The sequence below is a fragment of the Kitasatospora sp. P5_F3 genome, from assembly GCF_054049135.1.
The window spans coordinates 12,954-35,237 of the sequence record NZ_JBFUMY010000057.1; the positions used below are offsets into that span (position 1 = coordinate 12,954).

The 22,284-nt window shown below is 72.3% G+C and carries 20 protein-coding genes and 2 pseudogenes; 9 read left to right on the forward strand and 13 right to left on the reverse strand.

Annotation, left to right across the window (positions count from 1 at the left end; translation table 11 throughout):
- Positions 1-8: 8 nt before the first annotated feature.
- Positions 9-1,646 (reverse strand): amidohydrolase, encoded by a 1,638-nt coding sequence (locus tag ACXJMZ_RS27460; protein WP_457032730.1) that lies wholly within the window; start codon positions 1,644-1,646, stop codon positions 9-11.
- A 28-nt stretch (positions 1,647-1,674) separates the two neighbouring features.
- Positions 1,675-3,129 carry an APC family permease gene (locus ACXJMZ_RS27465; protein WP_457032731.1) on the reverse strand — a complete coding sequence of 485 codons (1,455 nt, stop codon included), beginning with the start codon at positions 3,127-3,129 and terminating at the stop codon, positions 1,675-1,677.
- A 317-nt stretch (positions 3,130-3,446) separates the two neighbouring features.
- On the opposite strand from ACXJMZ_RS27465, the gene ACXJMZ_RS27470 reads away from it, so the two are divergent.
- On the forward strand, positions 3,447-4,145 hold the full coding sequence (locus tag ACXJMZ_RS27470; protein WP_457032732.1) for a TetR/AcrR family transcriptional regulator: 699 nt from the start codon (positions 3,447-3,449) through the stop codon (positions 4,143-4,145).
- Between the two features lie 70 nt (positions 4,146-4,215).
- Positions 4,216-5,259, forward strand: a complete 1,044-nt coding sequence (locus ACXJMZ_RS27475) for an NAD-dependent epimerase/dehydratase family protein (RefSeq protein WP_457032733.1) — start codon at positions 4,216-4,218, stop codon at positions 5,257-5,259.
- A 3-nt stretch (positions 5,260-5,262) separates the two neighbouring features.
- Here the strand turns inward: ACXJMZ_RS27475 and ACXJMZ_RS27480 are convergent, their stop codons facing one another.
- Both ACXJMZ_RS27480 and ACXJMZ_RS27485 read right to left on the reverse strand, forming a co-directional pair.
- Positions 5,263-6,387, reverse strand: a complete 1,125-nt coding sequence (locus tag ACXJMZ_RS27480; protein ID WP_457032734.1) for a sensor histidine kinase — start codon at positions 6,385-6,387, stop codon at positions 5,263-5,265.
- Positions 6,388-6,396: 9 nt separating this feature from the next.
- Positions 6,397-7,119, reverse strand: coding sequence for a response regulator transcription factor (locus ACXJMZ_RS27485; RefSeq protein ID WP_057230081.1), 723 nt, complete (start codon positions 7,117-7,119; stop codon positions 6,397-6,399).
- 113 nt (positions 7,120-7,232) lie between these two features.
- Here ACXJMZ_RS27485 and ACXJMZ_RS27490 point away from each other — a divergent pair.
- From ACXJMZ_RS27490 to ACXJMZ_RS27500, 3 genes and pseudogenes are all read left to right on the forward strand, one after another.
- Positions 7,233-7,958, forward strand: a pseudogene (locus ACXJMZ_RS27490) (glycosyltransferase family 2 protein); the annotation flags it as partial.
- 126 nt (positions 7,959-8,084) lie between these two features.
- Complete coding sequence (locus ACXJMZ_RS27495; protein WP_457032753.1) at positions 8,085-8,573, forward strand: TIGR04282 family arsenosugar biosynthesis glycosyltransferase; 489 nt, start codon at positions 8,085-8,087, stop codon at positions 8,571-8,573.
- On the forward strand, positions 8,570-9,232 hold the full coding sequence (locus tag ACXJMZ_RS27500; RefSeq protein WP_457032735.1) for a methyltransferase domain-containing protein: 663 nt from the start codon (positions 8,570-8,572) through the stop codon (positions 9,230-9,232). The genes ACXJMZ_RS27495 and ACXJMZ_RS27500 overlap by 4 nt, the downstream gene beginning before the upstream one ends.
- Here the strand turns inward: ACXJMZ_RS27500 and ACXJMZ_RS27505 are convergent.
- Entirely contained in the window at positions 9,204-10,595 is a 1,392-nt protein-coding gene (locus ACXJMZ_RS27505; protein ID WP_457032736.1) for a glycosyltransferase 87 family protein, read from the reverse strand. The genes ACXJMZ_RS27500 and ACXJMZ_RS27505 overlap by 29 nt on opposite strands.
- Before the next feature lie 158 nt (positions 10,596-10,753).
- Between ACXJMZ_RS27505 and ACXJMZ_RS27510 the strand changes: the two genes are divergently transcribed.
- Positions 10,754-11,884, forward strand: a complete 1,131-nt coding sequence (locus tag ACXJMZ_RS27510; protein WP_457032754.1) for a molybdopterin-dependent oxidoreductase — start codon at positions 10,754-10,756, stop codon at positions 11,882-11,884.
- Positions 11,884-12,282 (forward strand): hypothetical protein, encoded by a 399-nt coding sequence (locus ACXJMZ_RS27515; RefSeq protein ID WP_457032737.1) that lies wholly within the window; start codon positions 11,884-11,886, stop codon positions 12,280-12,282. Before ACXJMZ_RS27510 ends, ACXJMZ_RS27515 begins: the two co-directional genes overlap by 1 nt.
- Here the strand turns inward: ACXJMZ_RS27515 and ACXJMZ_RS27520 are convergent.
- A complete protein-coding gene (locus ACXJMZ_RS27520) occupies positions 12,236-13,123 on the reverse strand; it encodes an S-methyl-5'-thioadenosine phosphorylase (RefSeq protein ID WP_457032738.1) in 888 nt (295 codons plus the stop codon). The two genes, ACXJMZ_RS27515 and ACXJMZ_RS27520, sit on opposite strands and share 47 nt — an antisense overlap.
- Positions 13,124-13,294: 171 nt before the next feature.
- On the opposite strand from ACXJMZ_RS27520, the gene ACXJMZ_RS27525 reads away from it, so the two are divergent.
- The gene (locus ACXJMZ_RS27525) at positions 13,295-14,089 is read left to right on the forward strand and encodes a VOC family protein (RefSeq protein WP_457032739.1); all 795 of its coding nucleotides are present in this window, start codon (positions 13,295-13,297) and stop codon (positions 14,087-14,089) included.
- 35 nt (positions 14,090-14,124) lie between these two features.
- Here ACXJMZ_RS27525 and ACXJMZ_RS27530 read toward each other — a convergent pair.
- From ACXJMZ_RS27530 to ACXJMZ_RS27560, 7 genes and pseudogenes are all read right to left on the reverse strand, one after another.
- Positions 14,125-15,645 (reverse strand): annotated as a pseudogene (locus ACXJMZ_RS27530) (APC family permease); the annotation flags it as partial.
- 216 nt (positions 15,646-15,861) lie between these two features.
- Positions 15,862-16,344: a hypothetical protein gene (locus tag ACXJMZ_RS27535; protein WP_457032740.1), complete on the reverse strand. Its 483-nt coding sequence runs from the start codon at positions 16,342-16,344 to the stop codon at positions 15,862-15,864.
- A gap of 23 nt (positions 16,345-16,367) precedes the next feature.
- A complete protein-coding gene (locus ACXJMZ_RS27540; RefSeq protein ID WP_457032741.1) occupies positions 16,368-17,984 on the reverse strand; it encodes an alpha/beta hydrolase in 1,617 nt (538 codons plus the stop codon).
- A gap of 2 nt (positions 17,985-17,986) precedes the next feature.
- The gene (locus ACXJMZ_RS27545) at positions 17,987-18,271 is read right to left on the reverse strand and encodes a hypothetical protein (protein WP_457032742.1); all 285 of its coding nucleotides are present in this window, start codon (positions 18,269-18,271) and stop codon (positions 17,987-17,989) included.
- 122 nt (positions 18,272-18,393) lie between these two features.
- Entirely contained in the window at positions 18,394-19,059 is a 666-nt protein-coding gene (locus tag ACXJMZ_RS27550; RefSeq protein WP_457032743.1) for an alpha-ketoglutarate-dependent dioxygenase AlkB family protein, read from the reverse strand.
- A gap of 24 nt (positions 19,060-19,083) precedes the next feature.
- On the reverse strand, positions 19,084-19,431 hold the full coding sequence (locus ACXJMZ_RS27555) for a transglycosylase family protein (RefSeq protein ID WP_457032744.1): 348 nt from the start codon (positions 19,429-19,431) through the stop codon (positions 19,084-19,086).
- 169 nt (positions 19,432-19,600) lie between these two features.
- The gene (locus ACXJMZ_RS27560) at positions 19,601-20,380 is read right to left on the reverse strand and encodes a transglycosylase family protein (RefSeq protein WP_457032745.1); all 780 of its coding nucleotides are present in this window, start codon (positions 20,378-20,380) and stop codon (positions 19,601-19,603) included.
- A 589-nt stretch (positions 20,381-20,969) separates the two neighbouring features.
- Between ACXJMZ_RS27560 and ACXJMZ_RS27565 the strand changes: the two genes are divergently transcribed.
- A complete protein-coding gene (locus tag ACXJMZ_RS27565) occupies positions 20,970-21,818 on the forward strand; it encodes a hypothetical protein (RefSeq protein ID WP_457032746.1) in 849 nt (282 codons plus the stop codon).
- Positions 21,819-22,284 lie beyond the last annotated feature (466 nt).

Consider the following 22,284-nt stretch of genomic DNA (forward strand, 5'->3'; position numbering starts at 1 on the left):
GTAAGCCATCAGCCCGCCAGGTGGACCAACTGCCCACCCACGTAGGTGCGTTCGACCCGGGCGGCGGCAATCTCGTCCGCCGGGTAGGCGAACAGGTCGCGGTCCAGCACCACCAGGTCGGCCAGCAGGCCGGGCCGCAGGCTGCCGGCCTGGTCGGTGCCGTTCACGTGGGCCGAGCCCGCCGTGTAGGCGGCGAGTGCGGTGGCGAGGTCGAGGCGCTGCTCGGAGAAGAAGACCCGGCCGTCGGTGGCGCCGGGCTCGGCCCGGTTGACCGCGACGTGCAGGCCCGCCAGCGGGTCGGGGCTGCTGACCGGCCAGTCACTGCCCGCCGCCAGGGTGGCGCCGGTACGCAGCAGGTCGCCGAACGGGTACTGCCAGGCAGCACGTTCGGGGCCGAGGAACGGGATGGTGAGCTCGTCCATCTGCGGCTCGTGGGCGGCCCAGAGCGGCTGGATGTTGGCGATCGCGCCGAGCCGGGCGAACCGGCCGAGGTCCTCGGGGTGCACCACCTGGAGGTGCGCCAGGTGGTGCCGGTTGCCGCGCTGGCCGTTGGCGGCGAGGGCGGCCTCGACCGCGTCCAGCGCCTCCCGGACGGCCCGGTCGCCGAGGGCGTGGAAGTGCACCTGGAAGTCGAGCGCGTCGAGTTCGGTGACGTAGTCGCCGAGCAGCTTCGGATCGACGAAGCTGAGCCCGGAGTTGGCGGTGGCGCAGCCGCAGCCGTCCAGGTAGGGGGTGGTCATCGCGGCGGTGAAGTTCTCCGCGATGCCGTCCTGCATGATCTTCACCGAGCCGGCCCGGAACCGCCCGTGCACCAACTCCGCACGCCTGGCGACCAGTTCGGCGATCTGCTCACCGCCACGCTCCCGGTCCCACCAGAGCGCACCGTTCACCCGGGCGGTCAGCAGGCCGGCCCGGGCGGCGGCCAGGTAGGCGTCCGAGGGGTCCGGCTGGCCGTTGAAGACGCCGAGCAGGGCGTCCTGCCAGCCGGTGATGCCGAGCGAGTGCAGCAGCTCCTGCGCGCGCAGCAGCCCGGCCAGCCGGTCGGCCGCCGTGGTCGGCGGCACCAGCCGGGCGACCAGCCCGGTGGCACCCTCCTGGAGCACGCCGCTCGGCGTGCCGTCCGGCTCCCGCTCGATCCGGCCGTCGGCCGGGTCCGGGGAGTCCTTGGTCAGCCCGGCCAGCTCCAGCGCCCGGGTGTTCGCCCAGGCGCCGTGGTGGTCGCGGCTCACCAGGTAGACCGGACGGTCGGCGACCACCGAGTCGAGCAACTGCCGGGTGGGGAGCCCGCCTTCGAAGCTCTCCAGCGACCAGCCGCTGCCGGTGAGCCACTCCCGGTCCGGGTGGGCGTCGGCAAAGGCCCGGACCCGGTCCAGGTACTCGGTCACGCCGACCGTGTCGCTCAGGTCGCACTCGCCCAGCTCGGTGCCGCCGTACACCGCGTGGATGTGCGAGTCCTGGAACCCGGGAACCAGCAACCTGCCCTTCAGGTCCACCACTTCGGTCCCGGGGCCGATCAGGTCCCGGATCTCGTGGTGGCCGACGGCGGTGATCCGCTCGCCGGTGACGGCCAGGGCGGTGGCCCGGGTCCGGGCGGCGTCGGCGGTGAACACCGGTCCACCGGTGAAGACCAGGTCTGCGTGGTTCATGGGTGTGTCTCCAGGAGGTTTCGGGTCGTCAGACCGAGGGTGCGAGTTCGATCGAGTCGGCGTCGGTGCCGCGACCGGTGACGAAATACGGGGACTTGCGGACCCAGCGGGCCCAGGCTGCTGCCACCAGTCCGGTGCCGATCATCAGACCGGGGACCAGCAGTTGGAACCAGCCGTTGTCGGCGCTGACCTCGAAGTGGTCGGCCGAGGTGTAGAAGGTCCAGGCCAGGTAGCCGCCGACCGCGAGCAGTGCGGCCGCGCTCACCAGCGGGGCGATCACCACCCGCAGCCCGGCCATCGGCTCGTCCCGCAGCAGGTGACGGAACCGCACGGCGGCGGCGACGGCGGTCAGCGCGTAGTAGAGCACCACCACGATGCCGATCGCGTTCACGGCCGCGCTGATCAGGTCGGTGACGGTCGGGATGACCAGGGCGGCCACCGAGATCACGGAGGCGATCACCACCAGCAACACCGTACCGAGCGCAGGGGTCCCGTACTTGGGGTGGATCCGCGTCCAGACCTGGCCGAGCGTCCGGTCCCGGCCCATCGCGAAGGTGCCGCGGGCGGTCGGGATCACCGAGGCCTGCAGGGACGCCACGGCGGAGAAGGTCAGGGCGATCAACGGCAGGGCGGCGAGCGGCTGGTCGGCGAGCTTCTCACCGAAGTAGGCCAGGCCCTGGGCACCGTTGTCGGCGAGTTCGTCCAGCGGCAGCACGCGCTGGAAGGCCGTACCGGCGAGCAGGAAGAGCAGCATCATCAGCACCAGCGCGAAGATGCCGCCGCGCGAGGCGTCCTTGGGGTCGTGCACCTCCTCGGCGACGGTGAACACCGACTCGAAGCCCCAGTAGCAGAACACCGCCAGCACCATGCCCTGGGCCAGCGCGTCCATGCTCGGGATCGCGAACGGGTTGAACCACTCCAGCGAGAACGGCTGGTCGCCGACCACCAGGCCGTAGCCGCAGAAGACCAGCAGCACCGCGTACTCGAAGATCAGCAGGTACTTCTGCAGCCGGGCGGCCAGCGCCAGGCCGCGGATCGCGACCACGGTGGCGGCGGCCAGCACGACCAGCCCGAGCACCGTGGTCTGCAGGGTGGAGTCCGGGTCGAGGGCGAGGCCCCCGACGCTGTGCAGCCCGGCCTGGCCGACGAGTTGGAGCACCGCCGAACCGGTCACGGCGACGGTGTACGCCATGAAGACGATGGTGCCGACGATGTTCACCCAGCCGGTCAGGAAGCCCAGCCAGGGGCTGAGGATCCGGCCGACCCAGGTGTAGGCGTTGCCCGCGTTGGGCTCCACCCGGTTCAGCCGGCCGTACGCGACCGCGATGCCGAGCACCGGCAGGAAGGCCAGCAGCATGATGGCCGGCAGGTGCAGGCCGACCACACCTGCGGTCAGGCCGAGCCCGATGCCGATACTCGAGGTCGCCGCCGTACTGGAGGCGGCGATCACCACCCCGTCCACCATGCCGATCGACTTCCGCATGGTGACGCTCTGGGGCGAGGTTCTCGCCCCGTCCTTCGCTGTCGCAGTCAACAGACCACCGCCTTGACCAGGGGGCCTATCGGTCGGCCCCGGGTCCGGCAAATGAAACTCCGGTGGCCTTCACACGTCAATGCCGTTGTCGTAAGACCCTCCGCCGGTTGGGGGGTGGGTGAAGGAGCGGCGTTGGGGTGCGTGCCTCGGCGGTGCCGAGGAGGGAGTCCATGCGGAGCATCGGCGACCGACGAGAAGCCGGCGAGGTGCGTGCCCCGGCGACGCGACGCCGCCCCCCAACCGGCGGAGGGTCTAGGGTGACGGCCATGACCGAACGGGTGGTGGACGAGCCGGAGCGACGACGGCGTCGGCCGACCAAGCAGGGCACCGTACTCTCCGCGCACGGCATCGTGGAGACGGCGCTGCGGCTGCTCGGTCAGCACGGCGCGGAGGCGCTCACGGTCCGGCGCCTCGGCGCGGCGCTGGGTGCCGACCCGAGCGCGATCTACCGGTACTTCCACAGCACCGACGACCTGCTGCTGGCCATCACCGACGAGCTGATCGGCCGCTCCCAGCAGGGCTGGCAGGCCACCGGCGACTGGCAGGCCGACCTGCGCGCGATCGGCCTGCGGATCCACCGGGTCTACCATGCCCACCCGAAGGCCGCCCTGCTCGCCGCCTACCGGACCACCGGGCGGGCGTACGAGATCCAGGCGGTCGAGTCGATCGTCGGCGTGCTGCGCAACGCGGGCTTCCCCGACCCGGAGGCCGTCCAGCTCTACCACGCCTTCGTCGACCAGGGCCTGGCCTTCGCCGCCCTGGACGCCGCCGTGAACGCCCTCCCCGACCCCGCCAGGGCCGCCGACCACGGCGTCTGGCAGAGCAGCTACGCCCACCTCCCCGCCGAGACCCACCCGCACATCGCGGCCACCGCCTCGCTGCTCACCGCCGAGATGAACCGCAGCGCCTACCCGCTCGCGCTCGACCTGCTGATCTCCGCCTTCGCCGCCCGGCTGGGAGCCTGAGCCTTACCGATTCCTGACGGACCGGCAGTTCACGGGCCGGGGCCGGTCGTTCGGGCCTACCGTCGGCGGCATGGAGATTCTGCTCACCGGCGGCGCCGGTTTCATCGGCTCGGCCGTCGCCGGACTGCTGCTGCGCTCGGGCCACCAGGTCCGGGTGCTGGACGCGCTGCTGCCCTCGGTGCACCGCGAACCGCCCGAGCTGCCCGCCGGGGTCGAGTTCCGGCACGGCGACGTCCGCGACCGGGACGCCGTGGCGGCGGCACTGGCCGGGGTGGACGTGGTCTGCCACCAGGCGGCGATGGTCGGTCTCGGCGTCGACCTGGACGACGCACCCGAGTACGCGAGCTGCAACGACCTCGGCACCGCGGTGCTGCTGGCCGGGATGGCCAGGGCCGGGGTACGCCAACTGGTGCTGGCCGGTTCGATGGTGGTCTACGGCGAGGGGCGGCACAGCTGCCCCCGGCACGGTGACGTCGCCCCCGGGCCCCGGCTGGTGGCGGACCTGGACGCCGGACGGTTCGAGCCGCCCTGCCCGCAGTGCGGCGCCCCGCTCTCCCCCGGGCTGGTGACGGAGGACGCCCCGACCGACCCGCGCAACGTGTACGCCGCCACCAAGCTGGCCCAGGAGCACCTGGCCTCCTCCTGGGCGCGGGCCTGCGGCGGACGGGTCCTGACGCTGCGTTACCACAACGTGTACGGGCCGGGGATGCCGCGCGACACCCCGTACGCGGGGGTGGCCTCACTGTTCCGCTCGGCGCTGGCGCGCGGCGAGGCGCCCCGGGTCTTCGAGGACGGCGGCCAGCGCCGGGACTTCGTGCACGTGGACGACGTCGCCGGGGCCAACCTGGCCGCCCTGACCGCCGTCGCCGAACGGCCGCCCGGCACCGCCCGGGTCTACAACGTCGGCAGCGGCGAGCCGCACACCGTAGGCGAGTTGGCCACCGCACTGGCCGCCGCCCACCACGGCCCGGCCCCCGTCACCACCGGCGATTACCGCCTCGGCGACGTCCGCCACATCACCGCCGACTCGAGCCGCCTGCGGCGCGAACTGGGCTGGCGCCCGGAGGTCTCGTTCGCCGCCGGGATGGCCTCCTTCGCGACAGCCACAGCCTAGGACCTAGACCAGCGCGGCCGCCGCCGGCAGCGTGATCTCGAAGCAGCAGCCGCCCTCGACGTTACGGACCGTAGCCATGCCCGCGTGCGCCTCGGCGATGCCGCGGACGATGGCCAGCCCCAGCCCGGCGCCTCCGACCGGCTGCGGCGTACGGGCACTCACGCCCCGCCAGCCGGTCTCGAAGACCCGGGGCAGGTCACCCTCGGGGATGCCCCCGCAGCCGTCGGTGACCGAGAGCACCACCCGGTCCTGCTCGCGGCGGGCCCCGACCGCCACCACGCCGTCGGCGGGGGTCGCCCGGATCGCGTTGACCAGCAGGTTGCCCAGCGCCCGGGAGATCTCCCGGCCGTCCACCTCGACCGGCGCCGGTTCGACCTGGCCGCCTTGCAGCCGGATGCCGCGCTCACGGGCCAGCGGGTCGGCCCCGGCCAGGGCGTCACCGATCAGGTCGTAGACCGAGATCCGGCTCGGGCTCAGGTGCAGCGAGCCGGCCTGGATCCGGGAGAGCTCGAAGAGGTCGTCCACCATGCCGGTCAGCCGGTCGACCTCGGTCCTGATCCGGCCGTGGTAGCGGGCCGGGTCCTCGGCGACGCCGTCCTCCAGTGCCTCGGCCATCGCCCGCAGCCCGGCCAGCGGGGTCCGCAGGTCGTGCGAGATCCAGGCGATCAGCTCCCGGCGGGAGGACTCCAGGTTCTGTTCACGCTGCCTGGACTCGGCCAGCCGGGCACTGGTCGCGGCCAACTCGGCGCTCAGCTCTGCCAGTTCCGAACTGAGCGGCTGCGCGGGCGCGGTGAAGCCGGTGTCGCTGCCGACAGTCCTGGCGGCCAGCGTGAGTGCCCGGCTGCCCGCCACCGCCTGTCGGCCGAGCAGCGCGGCGGTGCCGAGCGAGACCACGGCCCCCATCGCCAGCACGGTGATCACCACCCCCAGGTCGTGCTCGGAGAGGAACATCGCCTGGGCAACGGCGGTGGTACCGGCGGCCATCGCCAGCACCGTCACCACCGCGACGGCGAACAGCGAGAGAGCGACCGACCGGCGGCGCAGTATCCGGACGGCGGGCCAGCCCAGCAGCCCGGCCAGCCCGGCCCCGACAGCCGCGAACAGCGCGATCAGCAACAGGTCATTCATGGACGTACGTCAACTCCCCTGCTGGGACGGCACGGGGTCGAAGCGGTAGCCGACCCCCCACACCGTGCTGATCAGAACCGGCGCCGCAGGGTCGTGTTCGACCTTCTCGCGCAGCCGCCGGACGTGCACCGTGACGGTGGACAGATCGCCGAACTCCCAGCCCCAGACCTGCCGCATCAGCTCCTCCCGGGAGAACACCGTCCCCGGGTGCCGCAGCAGGTGCGCCAGCAGGTCGAACTCCCGCAGCGTCAGGGCGATTTCGGCACCCGAACGGAACGCCCGGCGGGCCTTCGGATCGAGCGTCAGCTCCCCCACCACCAGCACCGAGGAGACCGGCGGCGGCGCCGCGCTGCGCCGCAGCACCGACTGCACCCGCAGGGTCAGCTCGCGCGGGCTGAACGGCTTGGTCACGTAGTCGTCGGCGCCGAGCTCGAGACCGAGCACCCGGTCGGCCTCCTCGCCCTTGGCCGTCAGCATCACGATCGGCAGCGCGGCACCCGCCTCGGTGGCGCGCAGCCGGCGGCAGACCTCCAGGCCGTCCAGGCCGGGCAGCATCAGGTCGAGCACCAGCAGGTCCGGCGGGTCGGCCGCGACCAGCTCCAGGGCATGCCGGCCGTCCGAGGTCTGGTCGACCAGGTACCCGGCGCGCAGCAGGTAGCCGGTGACGACCTCGGCGACCGTCGGGTCGTCGTCGACCACCAGGACGCGGGTGGTGGGGGGTGTCGCTGTCACCCCATGAGCCTAGAAGGCCGGGCACCCGACCGGGCGCCGGGCTCGCCTCCGTTGGACTTCCGTAAGGAGTCGAACCCGGGCCGGGCCGGGTGCCCGACCGTAGCGTGGAGAGCGTGACCCCTCCCTTCTCCTCCCCCGGCACCGACTCCCCTGGCACCGTCGACGTGGTGCTGCCCTGTCTGGACGAGGCCCGGGCGCTGCCCTGGGTGCTGGGCCGGATCCCGGCGGGCTGGCGGCCCATCGTGGTGGACAACGGTTCCACCGACGGCTCCGCCGAGCTGGCCCACTCGCTCGGCGCCACCGTGGTCCACGAGGACCGCCGGGGCTTCGGCGCGGCCTGCCACGCCGGACTGCTCGCCGCCACCGCCGAGTTGGTCTGCTTCCTGGACTGCGACGGCTCGCTGGACCCGGCCCAGCTGCACCGGGTGACCGGTCCGGTGCTGGCCGGCTCGGCCGACCTGGTGCTCGGCCGCCGCCGGCCGACCACCGCGGGCGCCTGGCCGCTGCACGCCCGGCTGGCCAACGCCGAACTGGCCCGCCGGCTGCGGGCCAGGACCGGCGCGCCGCTGCACGACCTGGGCCCGATGCGGGCCGCCCGGCGGGAGCACCTGCTCGCGCTCGGCCTGGGCGACCGGCGCTCCGGCTACCCGCTGGAGATGGTGCTGTCCGCCTCGGCGGCCGGCCTGCGGATCACCGAGACCGAGGTGGACTACCTGCCCCGGAGCGGCCGTTCGAAGGTCACCGGCACGCTGCGCGGCACCCGGCAGGCGATCCGTGACATGCAGGCGGTGCTCGCCGCCCCACCGCCGACCCTGCTGGTGCTGGCCAAGGCCCCGGTGCCGGGCCGGGTGAAGACCAGGCTGACCCCGCCGTACACCCCGGAGCAGGCTGCCGTACTGGCCGAGGCGGCGCTCGCCGACACGCTGGCCGAGCTGGGCCGGGTGCCCGCCGGGCGGCGGCTGCTGGTGCTGGACGGCGAGCCGGGCGACTGGCTGCCGCCGGGCTGGCAGGTCGCTCCGCAGGGCCCGGGCGGGCTGGACGAGCGCCTCGCGGCGGCATTCGCGCTGGCCCCGTCGGACGCGCCCGCGCTGCTGGTCGGCATGGACACCCCGCAGCTGCGCGCCGAGACGCTGGCCGCCCCGCTCGCAGCGGCCGCCCGGGGTGGGGTGGACGCCTGGTACGGCCCGGCCACCGACGGCGGCTTCTGGGCGCTCGGACTGGCCCGGCCGACCGCCGCACTGGCGCAGCGGCTGCTGCTCGGCGTGCCGATGTCCACCGACCGCACCGGCGCCGTCCTGCTGGAACGGCTCTCCGGGCTGACGGTCCGCCACCTTCCCACTCTGACCGACGTGGACACCGCCGCGAGCGCGGCCGAGGTGGCCGAGCTGGCCCCGCACGGCCGCTTCGCCGAGCAGTGGCGCAGCCTCAAGGTGACCGGCGGGGTGGCGAGTTGACCGCCCTGGCCTGGATCGACGACCCGTTCAGCCTGGCCATCACCGCCGAGCGCGGACCGCTCTGGCTGCGCGGCACGGACGGCCGCCGCATCCCGCTGGACGTGGAACGCTGGTGCGCACCGCCGGACGCGGCCGACCACTCACTGCTGCGCCGCTGCCTGCGCCCGCGCCGGACCGTGCTGGACGTGGGCTGCGGCCCCGGCCGGCTGGTGACCGAACTGCTCGCGCTCGGGATCCCGGCCCTCGGGGTGGACGTGACCCCGGCGGCGGTCACCCGGACCACCGGCATCGGCGGGGCGGCCCTGCGGCGCTCGGTGTTCGACCGCCTGCCGGGCGAGGGCCGCTGGGGCGCGGTGCTGCTCGCCGACGGCAACATCGGGATCGGCGGCGACCCGGCGGCCCTGCTCCGGCGGATCGCCCAACTCCTCGCCCCGGGCGGCCTGTTGTTCGCCGAGGTCGAGCTCGGAAACAACGGCCTGGACGAGCGGCTGACGGTCCGGATCGAGGGCGCCGACCACCGACTCGGCCCGCCCTTCGGCTGGGCCAGGGTGGACGCCGCGAGCGCCGCCCGGCACGCCGCCGGGGCCGGGCTGACCGAGACCGAACGCTGGGTCAGCCACGGCCGCCACTTCATCGCCCTGCGGCGACCCGCCTCCTGACCAGCGCCCGCCGTCTGACCAGCGCACCGGCCAGCACCGCGCCGAGCGCGAGCCCGTACGCCGGCTGCTGGACCGCGCCGCCCCCGAGGTAGAGCACCTGACCGGCCGCCGGGACGGCCAGCCACTCCCAGCGGCCGTCCAGCGGGATCAGCGCCACCAGCAGCAGCCCGTACCAGGGGTAGGCCGGCGTGGCGACCAGCAGGGCGCTGCCGAGCAGCAGCACCGCACCCCGCCACGGCCGGTCCGGGTCGCCGTACCGCAGCACGTACCAGCAGACCACGCCGAGCGCCAAGATGCCGGCCGCCGGGGCGAGTTGACCGGGCAGCAGCAGCCGGAGCAGCCCGAACCGGTCGATGCCGCTGCCCTGGTCGTAGCCCTCCTCGCGCAGGTAGCCGGGCAGGTAGCCGAGCACCGCGCTGCCGGAGCCCAGCAGATACGGCAGGTAGCTCAGCGCGAAGGCCGCCAGGGCGGTGAGCGGCAGCAGGAGCAACCCGGTGCGCGGACGGCGGGCCAGCACGCCGGAGAGCGCGGCGGGCAGGGCGATCCCCGGCACCAGCTTGGCGGCGGCCGCCAGCCCCAGCAGTGCTCCGGCCAGGGCCGTACCCCCCCGGGCCGGTGCACCCCGGGCCGCCAGCAGGCCGCCGAGCAGCAGCAGTGCGCCCAGGGTGTCCACGTGCGCGTCGTTGACTGCCCAGACCACCACCCCTGGGCACCAACTCCACAGCGCGACCCGCCAACGCTGCTCCCGCAGCACCGCCCACAGCACCCCGCCGACCGCCAACACCAGGACGAAGCCGCCCAGTTGGGCCGCCAGGACGCCGTACCGGCCACCGGCCGTGTACAGCACCGCGAACCAGCCCTCGGCCACCGGCGGGTAGATGGTCGGCACCCCGGGCCGGTTGACGTGGCTGCAGAACCCGGGCCCGGCCCGGCGCTCGTCCCAGCCCGCGCAGTCGCCCGTGGGCGGGAAGAGCTCGGGCGCGCGGGCCCGGAGCGCGGCCAGCTCGGGGGCGTCCGGCGGGTGGGCGTACGGGGAGATCCCGGCCGCCTGCACCCGGCCGTCCCAGAGGTAGCGATAGGCGTCGTCGCTGGTCCGGGGCGGCGCCAGCAGCCCGACGGCCGCCAGCAGTACGCCACCCACCGGGACCAGCAGGCGCACCACAGAAGGCGGCGCCAGCCGCAGCAGCGCCACGGCGAGCGCGAACAGCGCCGCGTCCAGCGCGTACCAGCCGTACAGCGGACCGGAGTTGCCCAGCGTGCCGCCGCCGAGCAGCGTCCCGGCCAGCGCGGCGGTGAGGGCGAGCAGGGACAGCACGGCCGCCGGGAGGACCCAGGGGCGGCGGACTGACGGTTCATCGGACACCCCGTCAGCGTGCCAGCCGGCCCCGGCCGTCGGAGGCGGCGCGCGCACGCCGTACGACTTCCGTAAGCATGTCGCCGCCCCCGCCCGGGGCCGGATCGCGGTGTGATGACGGGGTGGACCAAGACACCCCCGGCGCCCGCCGCCGGTTCGACCTCCCATTGCCGCCACCGCCCGCCGTGCTGCGCCAAGGACCGCTCCGCGAAGGGACGTTCAGCTCTCCGCTGCACGAGCCCAGAACAGCGGTGGTACTCGGGCGCTGGCTCGGCGCCGCACTGCTGCTGTGCTTCCTGAGCGGCCTGCTCAGCCACCTGCTCCAGGAGCCGCCGACCTGGCTCGAAGGACACCTGCCGAGCCGCCCGGCGAACGGCTACCGGATCACCCAGGGCCTGCACGTGATCGCCGGCATCGCGGCGATCCCGCTGCTCGGCGCCAAGCTCTGGACGGTCTACCCGAAGCTGTTCGAGTGGCCTCCGATCCGCAGCGTGGCGCACGCGCTGGAGCGGCTCGGTATCGCCGTCCTGGTGGCCGCGACGTTGCTGGAGCTGTTCACCGGGCTGCTCAACACTCTCCAGTGGTACCCGTGGCCGTTCCCGTTCCGGCAGACCCACTTCTGGCTCGGCTGGTCGGCGGTCGGCGGCCTGCTGCTGCACATCGCGGTCAAGGCCCCGCAGATCGGCGCGAACTGGTGGCGCACCCGGGCCGTCGTCCCCGGGCGGCGAGCCTTCCTGACCTCGGTCACGGTCGCGACGGCCGCCGTCACGGTGACCACGGCCGGCCAGAGCGTGCCCTGGCTGCGCTGGTCGGACCTGCTGGCCCCGCGCCGGCCTGACATCGGCTCGCTCGGGCTGCCGGTCAACCGGACGGCCGCCGCGGCCGGCACCACCGTCGTCCCCGCCGACTGGCGGCTGACCGTGGCCGGGCCCCGGCCGTACCGGCTGAGCCTGGCCGAACTACAGGCGTTGCCGCAGCACACCGCCCGACTGCCGATCGCCTGCGTGGAGGGCTGGAGCGCCTCGGCCGAGTGGACCGGCGTCCGGATCCGCGACCTGCTGGACCTGGCCGGGGCACCCTCCGACGCCCTGGTGCGGGTCGTCTCCCTGGAGGCTGAGGGCCCGTACGCGGTCACCGAACTGCCCGCCCCGTACGCCCGGGACGGGCTCACCCTGCTGGCCCTGATGGTGAACGGGCAGCCGCTGAACGCGGACCACGGTTACCCGGCGCGGCTGATCGCGCCGAACCGGCCCGGGGTGCTGCAGACCAAGTGGGTCAGCCGACTGGAGGTGCTGTGATGCTGCGGGTACTGACCGGAACGGCCGGAGCCGCCCTGATCGGCTTCGGGATCTTCGGACTGCTGACGGACCCGCAGATCAGCGATCCGCTCGGCGTGCTGTGGTGGGCGATCGGCGGGCTGCTGATCCACGACGGGCTCTGGCTCCCGCTGGTCCTGCTGGCCGGCGCCGTCCTGGCCCACAGCCGGACGCACAGCTGGGCCCTGCGCGGCGGCCTGCTGGKGGCCGCCGCGCTGACCGCCGTCGGACTGCCCGCCGTCCTGCGGGCCAGCCAGGACCACGGCAACCCCTCGGTGCTGGCGCTGCCCTACCTGCGCAACTGGCTGCTACTGCTCGCCGGGACGGCGGCGGTCACCCTGCTGGTGTGGCTACTGGGGCGGCGTCGCCGCCCCAGCTGAGCCCGGTGTCGAGCCCGTCCAGGGCGTGCGCGCAGTCGCACGCCCTGGCGGCGGGCAGGCCCTCCAGCGCCCGGAACAGCACCGAGCGCAGCCGACCGACGTTACGTCCGAACACCTCGAGCACCTCCGGATGGGTGACCCCCTCCCCCGCCTCCACCCCGGCGTCCAGGTCGGTCACCAGGGCCAAGGAGGTGTAGCAGAGCTCGAGTTCGCGGGCCAGCACCGCCTCCGGATGACCCGTCATACCGACCACCGACCAGCCGTTGGCGGCATGCCAGCGGGACTCGGCCCGGGTGGAGAAGCGCGGACCGCCGATCACCACCAGGGTGCCGCCGTCCACCGGCGGCCAGCCCTCGGCCCGCGCGGCGGCCAGCGCGACACCCCGCCCGGCCGGGCAGTAGGGGTCGGCCATCGACACGTGCACCACGTTCGACACGGTGCCGTCCGGCAGCGGCTCGCCGTCGAAGAAGGTCTGCACCCGGCCGCCGGTCCGGTCCACGAACTGATCGGGCACCAGCAGCGTGCCGGGCCCGTACTCCTCCCGCAGCCCGCCCACCGCACACGGCGCAAGCACCTGCCGCACCCCCAGCGAGTGCAACGCCCACAGGTTGGCCCGGTAGTTGATCCGGTGCGGCGGCAGGCTGTGCCCCCGCCCGTGCCGGGGCAGGAACGCCACCCGCCGCCCGGCCACCTCCCCGAGGAACACCGAGTCGCTCGGCGCACCGTACGGGGTGTCCACCCGCACCTCGGCGACCTCGTCCAGCAGGGCGTACAGCCCCGAGCCGCCGATCACCCCGATCTCCGCCCCGTCCAACAGTTCTGACCGCGCGTCAGTCGTCATCTCCAGCCTCCGTTCACGACCTTCCCACCCTAGGAGCAGGCGCGGTCCGCCGGGCCGCGCAGACCTTACGGTTCCCGGACGGCGGGTACCCGGGCCGCTCCGCGCGCGCGGGTCGGTGACCCTGCTTAGGGTGGCGAAGGACCGCATCCAAGGCAGAGAAGGGTCATGATCATGACTGCGTACGCTGAAGGATCACCGTGCTGGGCCGACGCGATGTTCGCTGACGTCGAGGGCGCCAAGTCCTTCTACGGCGAGGTGCTGGGCTGGACGTTCGGCGAGGCCTCGTCCGAGTTCGGCAACTACACCCAGGCCTACTCCGACGGCAAGGCGGTGGCCGCCGTGGTCCCCCCGATGCCGGGTTCGGAGAGCCCCTCCGCCTGGTGTCTGTATCTCGCCTCACCGGACGTGAACGCCACCGCTGCGAAGATCAAGGCAGCCGGCGGCACCGTGCTGATGGACCCGATGCAGGTCGGTGACTTCGGCTCGATGCTGATCGCCACCGACCCGGGCGGCGCGGTCTTCGGCGTCTGGCAGGGCGACCAGCACGAGGGCTTCGAGAAGCGCAACGCGCCCGGCGCGTTCAGCTGGGCCGAGGTCTTCACCCGCAAGCCCGCCGAGGTGGACGCCTTCTACCCCGCCGTCTTCCCCTACAAGGTGCAGGCGATGGCGGACCCACAGATCGACTTCCGCACCTACAACCTGGCAGACGGCCCCGCCCTCGGCCGGATGGAGATGGACGACAGCTTCCCGGCCGGTGTGCCGTCCTGGCTCAACGTCTACTTCGCGGTGCCGGACTGCGACCAGGCGGTGGCCAAGGCCACCGAGCTCGGCGGCAAGCTCCAGTTCGGTCCGATGGACAGCCCGTTCGGCCGGTTCGCCGCGCTGACGGACCCGCAGGGCGCCAACTTCTCGGTGATCGACCTGGCCCGCACCGAGGGCCCGATGCCGACGCTCACGGACGTCTGACGGTACGACGAAGGCGGCCACCCCGCACGGGGTGGCTCACCGCGGAAGAAGGCCGGGCTGCGCCGCATCATCACGGCCATCACCACCAGGCCGAGGGCCAGCACACCGACGCCGATCACGAAGACCGAGCCGATCCCGAGGACCGAACTGCCCTGGCCGTAGTCGGGGCTGACCATGTCACGCAGGCTCTGCGCGAAGATGCCCGCCAGGGTCAGCCCGCCGAGCAGCGGGAAGACCACCTTGAGCAGCGCGTCCCGGACCGACCGGCCGAAGTCCCGGCGGAAGTACCAGGCGCAGGCGAACGCGGTCAGCGAGTAGTAGAAGCAGATCATCAGGGTCAGCGCGGCGATGGTGTCCGAGAGGACGTTCTCGCTGATCAGCGTCATCACGGTGTAGAAGACGCCGGTCCCGACACCCGCCGTGACGATCGCCCGGCCCGGGGTCCGGTACTTCGCGTTGACCTCGGTGAAGGACGGCGGCAGCGCCTCGTAGACGCTCATCGCCAGCACCGTCCGGCTGACCGGGATGAAGGTGGTCTGCAGACTCGCGGCCGCCGAGGCGAGCACCGCGACGAACAGCAGGATGCCCAGCGTCGGGCCCATCACCGGGCCGGCCAGCGCGGCGAAGACGTTCGAGGAGGTCTCCGGGTTGCCAAGACCCGTGCCGGTGCTGCCGACGCCCGCGTACATCTGCACGGCGACGGCGGTGAACAGGTACGAGCCGACCAGCACGACCATCGCCAGCAGCGCGGCGCGGCCCGGGGTCTTCTCGCTGCCCCCGGTCTCCTCGTTCGCACTCAGGCAGGCGTCCCAGCCCCAGTACATGAAGAGCGAGAGCGAGAGCCCGGCCACGAAGGACGAGAACGAGCTGGACTGGAACGGGTCGAGCCAGCTCCAGGAGAAGTCCAGCGAGCCCGGCGCGTCACCGGCGACCGCCTTGCCGATCGCCATCACCGCGAAGATGCCGAGCACCGTGAGCTGGAGCCCGACCAGGGCGTACTGCACACCCTTGGTGGCGGTCATGCCCCGGTAGCTGATCGCGGTGGCGACCGCGATCAGCGCCAGACAGGTCAGGACGTGCACCAGCTTGTCGTCGTTCAGCCCGGTGATCCACTCGCTGCCGGTGGCCTCACCGAGCAGCAGGTAGAAGTACTCCGTGGCCACCCCGGCGAGGTTGGACAGCACGATGATGGTGGCCACCACCAGACCCCAGCCGCACATCCAGCCGACGTGCGGGCCGAAGGCCTTGACCGTCCAGGTGAAGGAGGTGCCGCTGTCCGGGACGGCCTTGTTGAGCTCTCGGTAGGCGAACGCCACGAGCATCATCGGCAGGAAGCCGGCCAGGAAGAGCGCGGGCATCTGCAGCCCGACCGCCGCCACCGTGGTGCCGAGCGTGGTGGTCAGGCAGTAGACCGGGGCCACCGTCGAGACGCCGATGACGGAGTTCCCGAGCAGGCCGACCGAGTTGCTGTTGAGGCCCTTGGAGCGGACGCCGTCCTTGGCGTCCGCTCCGGCCGCCGGACCGGCGACCTTCGGGCGGGAGTCGAGCTGAACCATGCTCGAACCGTACGTTGAACTGTTTCCGCAGCTCAGGGGCTTAGTGGTGACGAACCGTGACATGGATCAAGTGGGTAAATCCGAGGATTCACCAACGATTACTTGCCGCTATTGCAGTATCGCCTTGATATTCAAGGTGCATGTCATGATCACCGGCGCAACGAAACCCGCACCGTTACCGAAATTGCCCCGGTTTCACCAGGTGTGTGATCTGCCTCACGAGGCCGGCGGCTGGAAGCATGCGGCACTGACCCGGAAGATGATCCGATTCATCGGACGGAACGACTGCGCCCACACCGCGACGGTCTGCTCCGGATTCTTGCCCCAGACCTCGTGGTCCACCTTCTTCGCGTCCCACTGGTCGCCGAGACCGCCCCAGCCCTGATCCTCGAGCCACTTCTGCAGGCGCTCGACCGCCGGATTCAGCTCGGCCGGGTCAAGATCGTCCACCTGCCAGAAGTGGATGGCATCCCGGGCGTCCTTGGGGCCACCGTGGTCCTCGCAGCCGGAGAAGTTGACCGTCTCGCTCTGCCCGAGCCGGCCCTTCACCCCCAGCGCCTGGTACGCCCGGTCGGAAGCCTGCTTGAGCTCGGCCCGGATCTGGTCCTCGGTGGCGATGCGCAACGACTTGTCCTTCGTGGAGTCCGCGGCGAGCCCGCAGGAGGTCAGCAGGGTCAGTACGAGGACGGCGGTGGCCACCGTCCGGAGTCTCGTCGGGATGCTCAATTCTCCAGGCCGACCTTGTCGTAGTTGCCGGTGATGATCGCGGCCTGGTTGCCCAACGCACTGTGCGGCTTGCCGTTGTTGTTCCAGTACTCGCTGTGGCCGTGGTTCCCGTCGGTGGTGATCCGGTTGGCACCGAAGTCGTCCGAGGTCGGCGTGTTGGGGAAGTCGAACCAGCCACCCCGGCCGTGCTTGAGCACCCCGAGATTCGGGACCGGGTCGCCGTCCGCCTCGGCCGCCCAGACGTGCTTCGGGTCGATGTTCAGGTCCTTGGCATGCTGGACGTGCATGCCCGGACTGCCCGCGACGATGATCTCGTCCGCCGCCAGACCGTTCCCGTTCTTCGCCGCTTCTCCGACCACGACCGAACCATAGCTGTGGCCGATCACCGAGGTGTGGCGCGGCCCGCCGTCGTGCGTGACGCCGAGGCTGTCCACGTAGCGGTCCAGCTTGGGAGCGCCGTCCTCCGCGTAGTTGTCGAACGGGGCGTCCTTCACCACCGAGTCGGGCGCGTCGTAGCCCAGCCACATGACCGTGGCGGTGTCCCCGGGCTTGCCGTACTGGTCCGACGCCGCCTGCAGGTCCTTCATCCGGTTCAGGTCTCCGCCGATCCCGTCCAACTCGGCCGTGGTGCCCGGGATGTAGACGGCGGTGTTCTTCGCGGTGTCCGGGTTGCCGAAGGCCACGATGGCCTGGCCGTCGTCCTTCGGGTCCAGCCCGAGCAGCAGCACCTCGGGGCCCTTGGGGTCGCGGTCCTCCGACTCCAGCCGGTCGCGGAGCTTCTGCAGTGCCCCGAGCCGCTTTCGGCCGTCCTCGGACGTGTCGTTCCGGGCCAGGTCCAACTGCTGTTCCAGCTGGGCCCGGTTGGCCACGTCTCGGACGTGGCTCGGGATGCCGTTGCGGTTGCCGACCTCCGCCGGGTAGAGCGCGAGGTACTCGCGCTGCTGCTGCTGGGTCAGCGAGTTCCACCACTTGGCGTTGTCCGCCGGGTTGTCGTTGTTCGGCACCACCGAGGCCAGCCCGAGCGAGGACCGCATCCCCGCCACGTCGTTGGCGACCTCCGCCTGGGCCTTCGCACTGTCGGCGTTGACCACGTCACCGTTCAACTGGCCCAGCGAGGCGGCTCCGTCGGCACTGGCCTGCTCGGCCTTGTGCACCGCGTCGCCGATCCGCTGCCTGAACTCGCCCAGCCGGGCGTTCTGCTGACGGTTGATCTCCTGGGCGTCCGGGTCGTGCCGCTCCACCGGGTCCAGCTGCGGCCCGGTGACCCAACCCTCGTCGTCCACCCGGTAGTTGTTGCTCTCCGCCTCCGACACCGCGGCCCGCAGCTCCTGCTGGGCGGCGGACATCCGCTGGTGCACGGCGTCGATGGTGACCGCGATCGCCATCGCCTCAGCGTTCACGATCCCGAGCTGCTCCTCGGCCCGCTCCAGCTTCACGTACGCCGCATTGGCGTCGTCGCCGGCCCAGCCCGACCGGCGCAGCGCACCGGACACCTGGCCCCGGTGGCGTGCCTGGGCCTCACCACTGCCCTCGCCGAGCTTGCGCCAGGAGGCCGCGGCGGCCTCCAGGTCGCCGAAGTTCTGCTTCATCAGAAGCGCGAAGCTGTTGGCCATCGCTAGCCCACCTGACTCATCGAGGCGGCCACCAACTGCTCGTTGCTGCGGTGCTGTCCGGCCGTGCTGCGCAGCGCGTCCGCGTTGCCGTCCATCGACCGGTGCAGACCGGTCAGCGCGCCACGCCAGCTGTCCGCGATCTGTCCCAACTGACCGGAGACCGACCAGCCGGCGGTGGACGAGGACGCCTCGTCGGCGTCCTTGACCGCCCGGTCCGAGAGCGGCCTGAGTTCCCCGTTGAGATCGGTGAGTACCGTGGCCGCGCTGTCCAGCTCCGCTGGACTCACGTTCAGTTGCGATGACAAGGTTTCGCCCCCACGAATCGGCCGCACTCGGTCAACTGTCGGCGACACCCTAGTGAATGAGACCCTCCGCTCGCGATCCCCGCTGGTGAACCGTCACCGACCCGCTACTGAACCAAGCCGGACTGACGGATCGTGATATTCAGCCGGCCGACCAGACCGAGCGCGGGATCGGCCGTCCCCGGGTGGGTGCGCGGCACGCCGTGGTAGGCGAAGCGCATCGGGCCGCCGAAGACCAGCAGGTCGCCGCTGCGCAGTTCGAGATCGGTCCACGGCCTGGTCCTGGTCTCGGTGTTGCCGAGCCGGAAGACGCAGCTGTCACCGATCGAGAGCGAGACCACCGGGGCGTCGATCCGCTCGTCCTTGTCCTGGTGCAGGCCCATCTGCGCGCCGTGCGCGTAGTGGTTCACCACCCCGATGTCGGGCCGGTAGCCGGCCGTGCCCGCGATCCCGGTCGGCTCGGAGCCGTACGCGTCGGCCAGCGCCCGCCGGGCCAGCTCCCCCAGGACCGGCGGGAACGGCTTGACCGGCGAACCGTCACCGTCCTCCACCGTCCGGACATAGCGGTACGGGTACCAGTGCCAGCCCAGCGACAGCGAGCGGACCGACATCTCGCCACCGTTCGGCATCCGGACCGTCCGCATCCCGGCCGGCGGGCGGGCCCACTCCCGGCACGCCGCGACCAGCTCGCGCTGCTCTGCGAGGCTCAGCCAGTCCGGCAGATGCACCACCCCGGGCTCCGGGTCGGCCCGCTCGCGCGGGAAGAGTTCCATGCACCCATCCTGGCAGCCGACGGGTCAGCGGATCAGGCCGATCTCCCGGGCGCAGTGTCCCCACGCTCCCCAGCCCTGCTGCCGGCGGATCTCCTCGGCCACGGTGATCTGGTGCCGCCTCGGGGCCCGGTCCGGCCGGTCGGCGTACCGGAGCCCGCCCGCCTCCCGCCAGCTCGGCGGCCAGATCTGCAGACCGCCGTAGAAGCCGTTGCCGGTGTCGGCGTGCCAGTCGCCGTCGCTCTCGCAGCGGGCCAGCCGCTCCCAGGTGGCGTCCGGCACGGAGTTCGCCGCGGCGGCGGGCACCGCGGCCGGGACCAGCACGGCGGCGGTCAGCAGGGCGGTGGCGAGGGTCGGCAGCAGTATCGGTCGCATGGCCTCATGAAGGCACGGCCCCGGCCACCCGGCACCGCGGCCGGTCCGTCCGGACGACTACGACGGCCACGACCACGACCACGACCACGACGCGCAACGGCCGCCCCCYCCMCAAGGGAGGGGGCGGCCGTGGTGATGCGCAGTCAGCTCAGCGAGCGTCAGGCGGCGATCAGAGCGAGATGACCTGGCCCGGGAAGATCAGGTTCGGGTTGCCACCGAGGACGGAGGCGTTGTTGCTGTAGACCGTCTTCCAGTCCAGGCCCTTGTCGGCGGCGATCTTGCTCAGGGTGTCGCCGCTCTTGATGGTGTAGTTGCCACCGTTGGACTTGACCGGAGCCGAGGGGGCCTTGGTCTCGGCCTTGGGGGTGGCGGCCTTCGGGGCGGCAGCCTTGGTCTCGACCTTCGGCGCAGCGGCAGCCTTCGGGGCGGCGGCGGCCTTGGTCTCGACCTTCGGGGCGGCCGTGGCGGTGCTCTTCGGCGCCGTGGCACGGGTCTCGGAGCGCGAGGCCTTGGTGTCGGACGTGCTGGTGCTCGTCGAGGTGTCGACGTCGGCGGCGGCGCCGCCCGCGGTCAGACCGGCCTTGACGGAGCAGACCGGCCAGGCGCCGGGGCCCTGGGAGGCGAGCACCTTCTCGGCGACGGCGATCTGCTGCGCCTTGCTGGCCAGGTTGGCCTGCGGGGCGTACGAGGTGCCACCGAAGGCGGCCCAGGTGCTGGAGGTGAACTGCAGGCCACCGTAGAAGCCATTGCCGTTGGCAATGCTCCAGTCACCGGTGGACTCGCACTGCGCGACCTTGTCCCAGGTGGAGACAGAGGCGGCGGAGGCCGAGTTGGCCGTGACGAGGCCGGCCACGGGCAGGACGGCAATGGCGCCGCCCATGACAGCCAGCCGAACGCGGTTGCGCTTGACGGCGGTGGTGGCAGCGGCGGTCTCGTTACGGAAGGTCATGAGTATCCTCTCGACAATCCCGGGCAGGCATGCGGAACCAAGCCCTGGAAGAGCGTGATTTCGTCTGCCGCGTCCGCAAGACGGCCGTGCACGTCTCTGAATCAACGTGCGCGCCGCCCCGGCAACCTCCCGCACACCTGCGCCGCCCTTACGAGCCAGTCACGCTGGTGGGCACCTGCCGCACCGATGGGAACCGGCGGGCCGTGCACCGGGAGGTGAACCCGGGTAGTGCTCGTTGCACTGGTTACGAAGCTACGAGCCGGACAGGCAGGTTCCAAACGTTTTCGGGTTTACCCAGCTCAGACGCCTGTTACCGACAGTAAAGATCAAGTAAATGTGGGTCTTATGTCCGCTTTTGACTCTCATTCCATGATCAAACCTCCCGGACGAGTGGCCTCGGTCACATTCGGAGCCCTGTGAGCTCGCGCACAATGTCGACAGATTGCGACCTCTGCTCTACGCGGCGCAGTCGAATTCGGGGCAAATCCCGTCACGATCACTCGGACCCGTGACCGCAGCCACAACGGCCCGTTGGTAATGCCGATCGGGTGTGCCCGCGCCACCCCCACGACCAACCGAGGAGTCCCCCGTGCCGCGCATGCTCGAAGTCAGCGACGAGGTCCGCGCCGAGATCGGCGACGACGAGGCAGACAGTCTGCTCGCCGGTGCCCACGCGCCCGACAGCTACGACTGCACCTCCTGCCGAACCCCCGGCGACTCCAGCCGGGAGGCCACCAGCACGGTGCTCTTCGTCGCCGACGAGACAGCGGTGCTCGCCTTCGCCCACTCCCGCTGCATCCCCTCCCAGGTGGTCCCGGTCTCCGAGGAGCAGCTGGCCGGCGCCGTCCGCAGCATCAGCCAGTCCCAGTCGCCTGCTCCGGCACCGACCCCGACCCCGGCCGCCGCCGTACCGGCCCCCGCCCCGGCCGCTCCCGCCGCCGGGCAGGCCTCGGTCTCCAGCACCGGACAGCCCGCCGTCCTCGGCATCACCTGCGGCCTGGTGCTCTGCGGCGACACCGGGCACGCCGCCCTGGTGATCGAACCGACCGGCCCGGKCGGCCGCCCGGGCAACACCACCGGCCAGGACGAGTTCCTCGACCTGCTCACCGAGCAGGGCTTCCAGTTCGTCGAGGACGTCAACAAGGCCCCCGCCCAGCTCCCCGGCTGGTCGGTCCTGATGGCGATGGGCCAGCTGCACGCGATCCTGCACCCCACCCCCACCGGCACCAACGCCGCCTGGTGGCAGGCCCACCAGCCCCTCCAGGTCACCGAAGCCTGGCGCTCCGCCGCCCGCCAGCTCTCCGCCGTCACCATGTACGCCGCCCCGGCCGGCACCATCGGCCGCCAGCCCCGCGAGGACCTGCTCCGCCAGGCCCTCGACCGCGCCACCGCCCGCGGCATCCTGGTCGCCGCCTCCCTCCCCCTCGCCGGCACCTGAGCCGCCCCTGTCTGCGCTCCGGGCATCAGCCACCAGGGGCTCGGGGAACTGCGACGCCGACCCTTGCAAGGTGATCCGTACGTAAATGGTCAGGCACTTTCGTACGTGACCCCGGCGCCAGACCTCCTCGCAGTTCCCCGAGCCCCTGGACCGTAACCGGCTGAGCTCCCAGCAAACGCCCAACCGCACGGAGTGCCCCCGCATCTCATGCCGCTCTCACTCGTTGGGTCCTACGTGTACAGCTACGAGGTCGCCGCCGCCCACCGCCAGCCCACGAGCCGTCCCATCCCGGGTATGCGCCCGTCGTACGACGCGGAGAACCCCACCTCGCCGACCCCGATCTACGACGCGCTGTACTCGGAGTACCGCCGTCTCTTCCGCGCCCTGCCCGGCGACCGGACCGGCGAGGAGGACCTCCGCTTCACCGGTTTCGCCACCCGTGACCCGCACGCCGCCGGGCGGACCG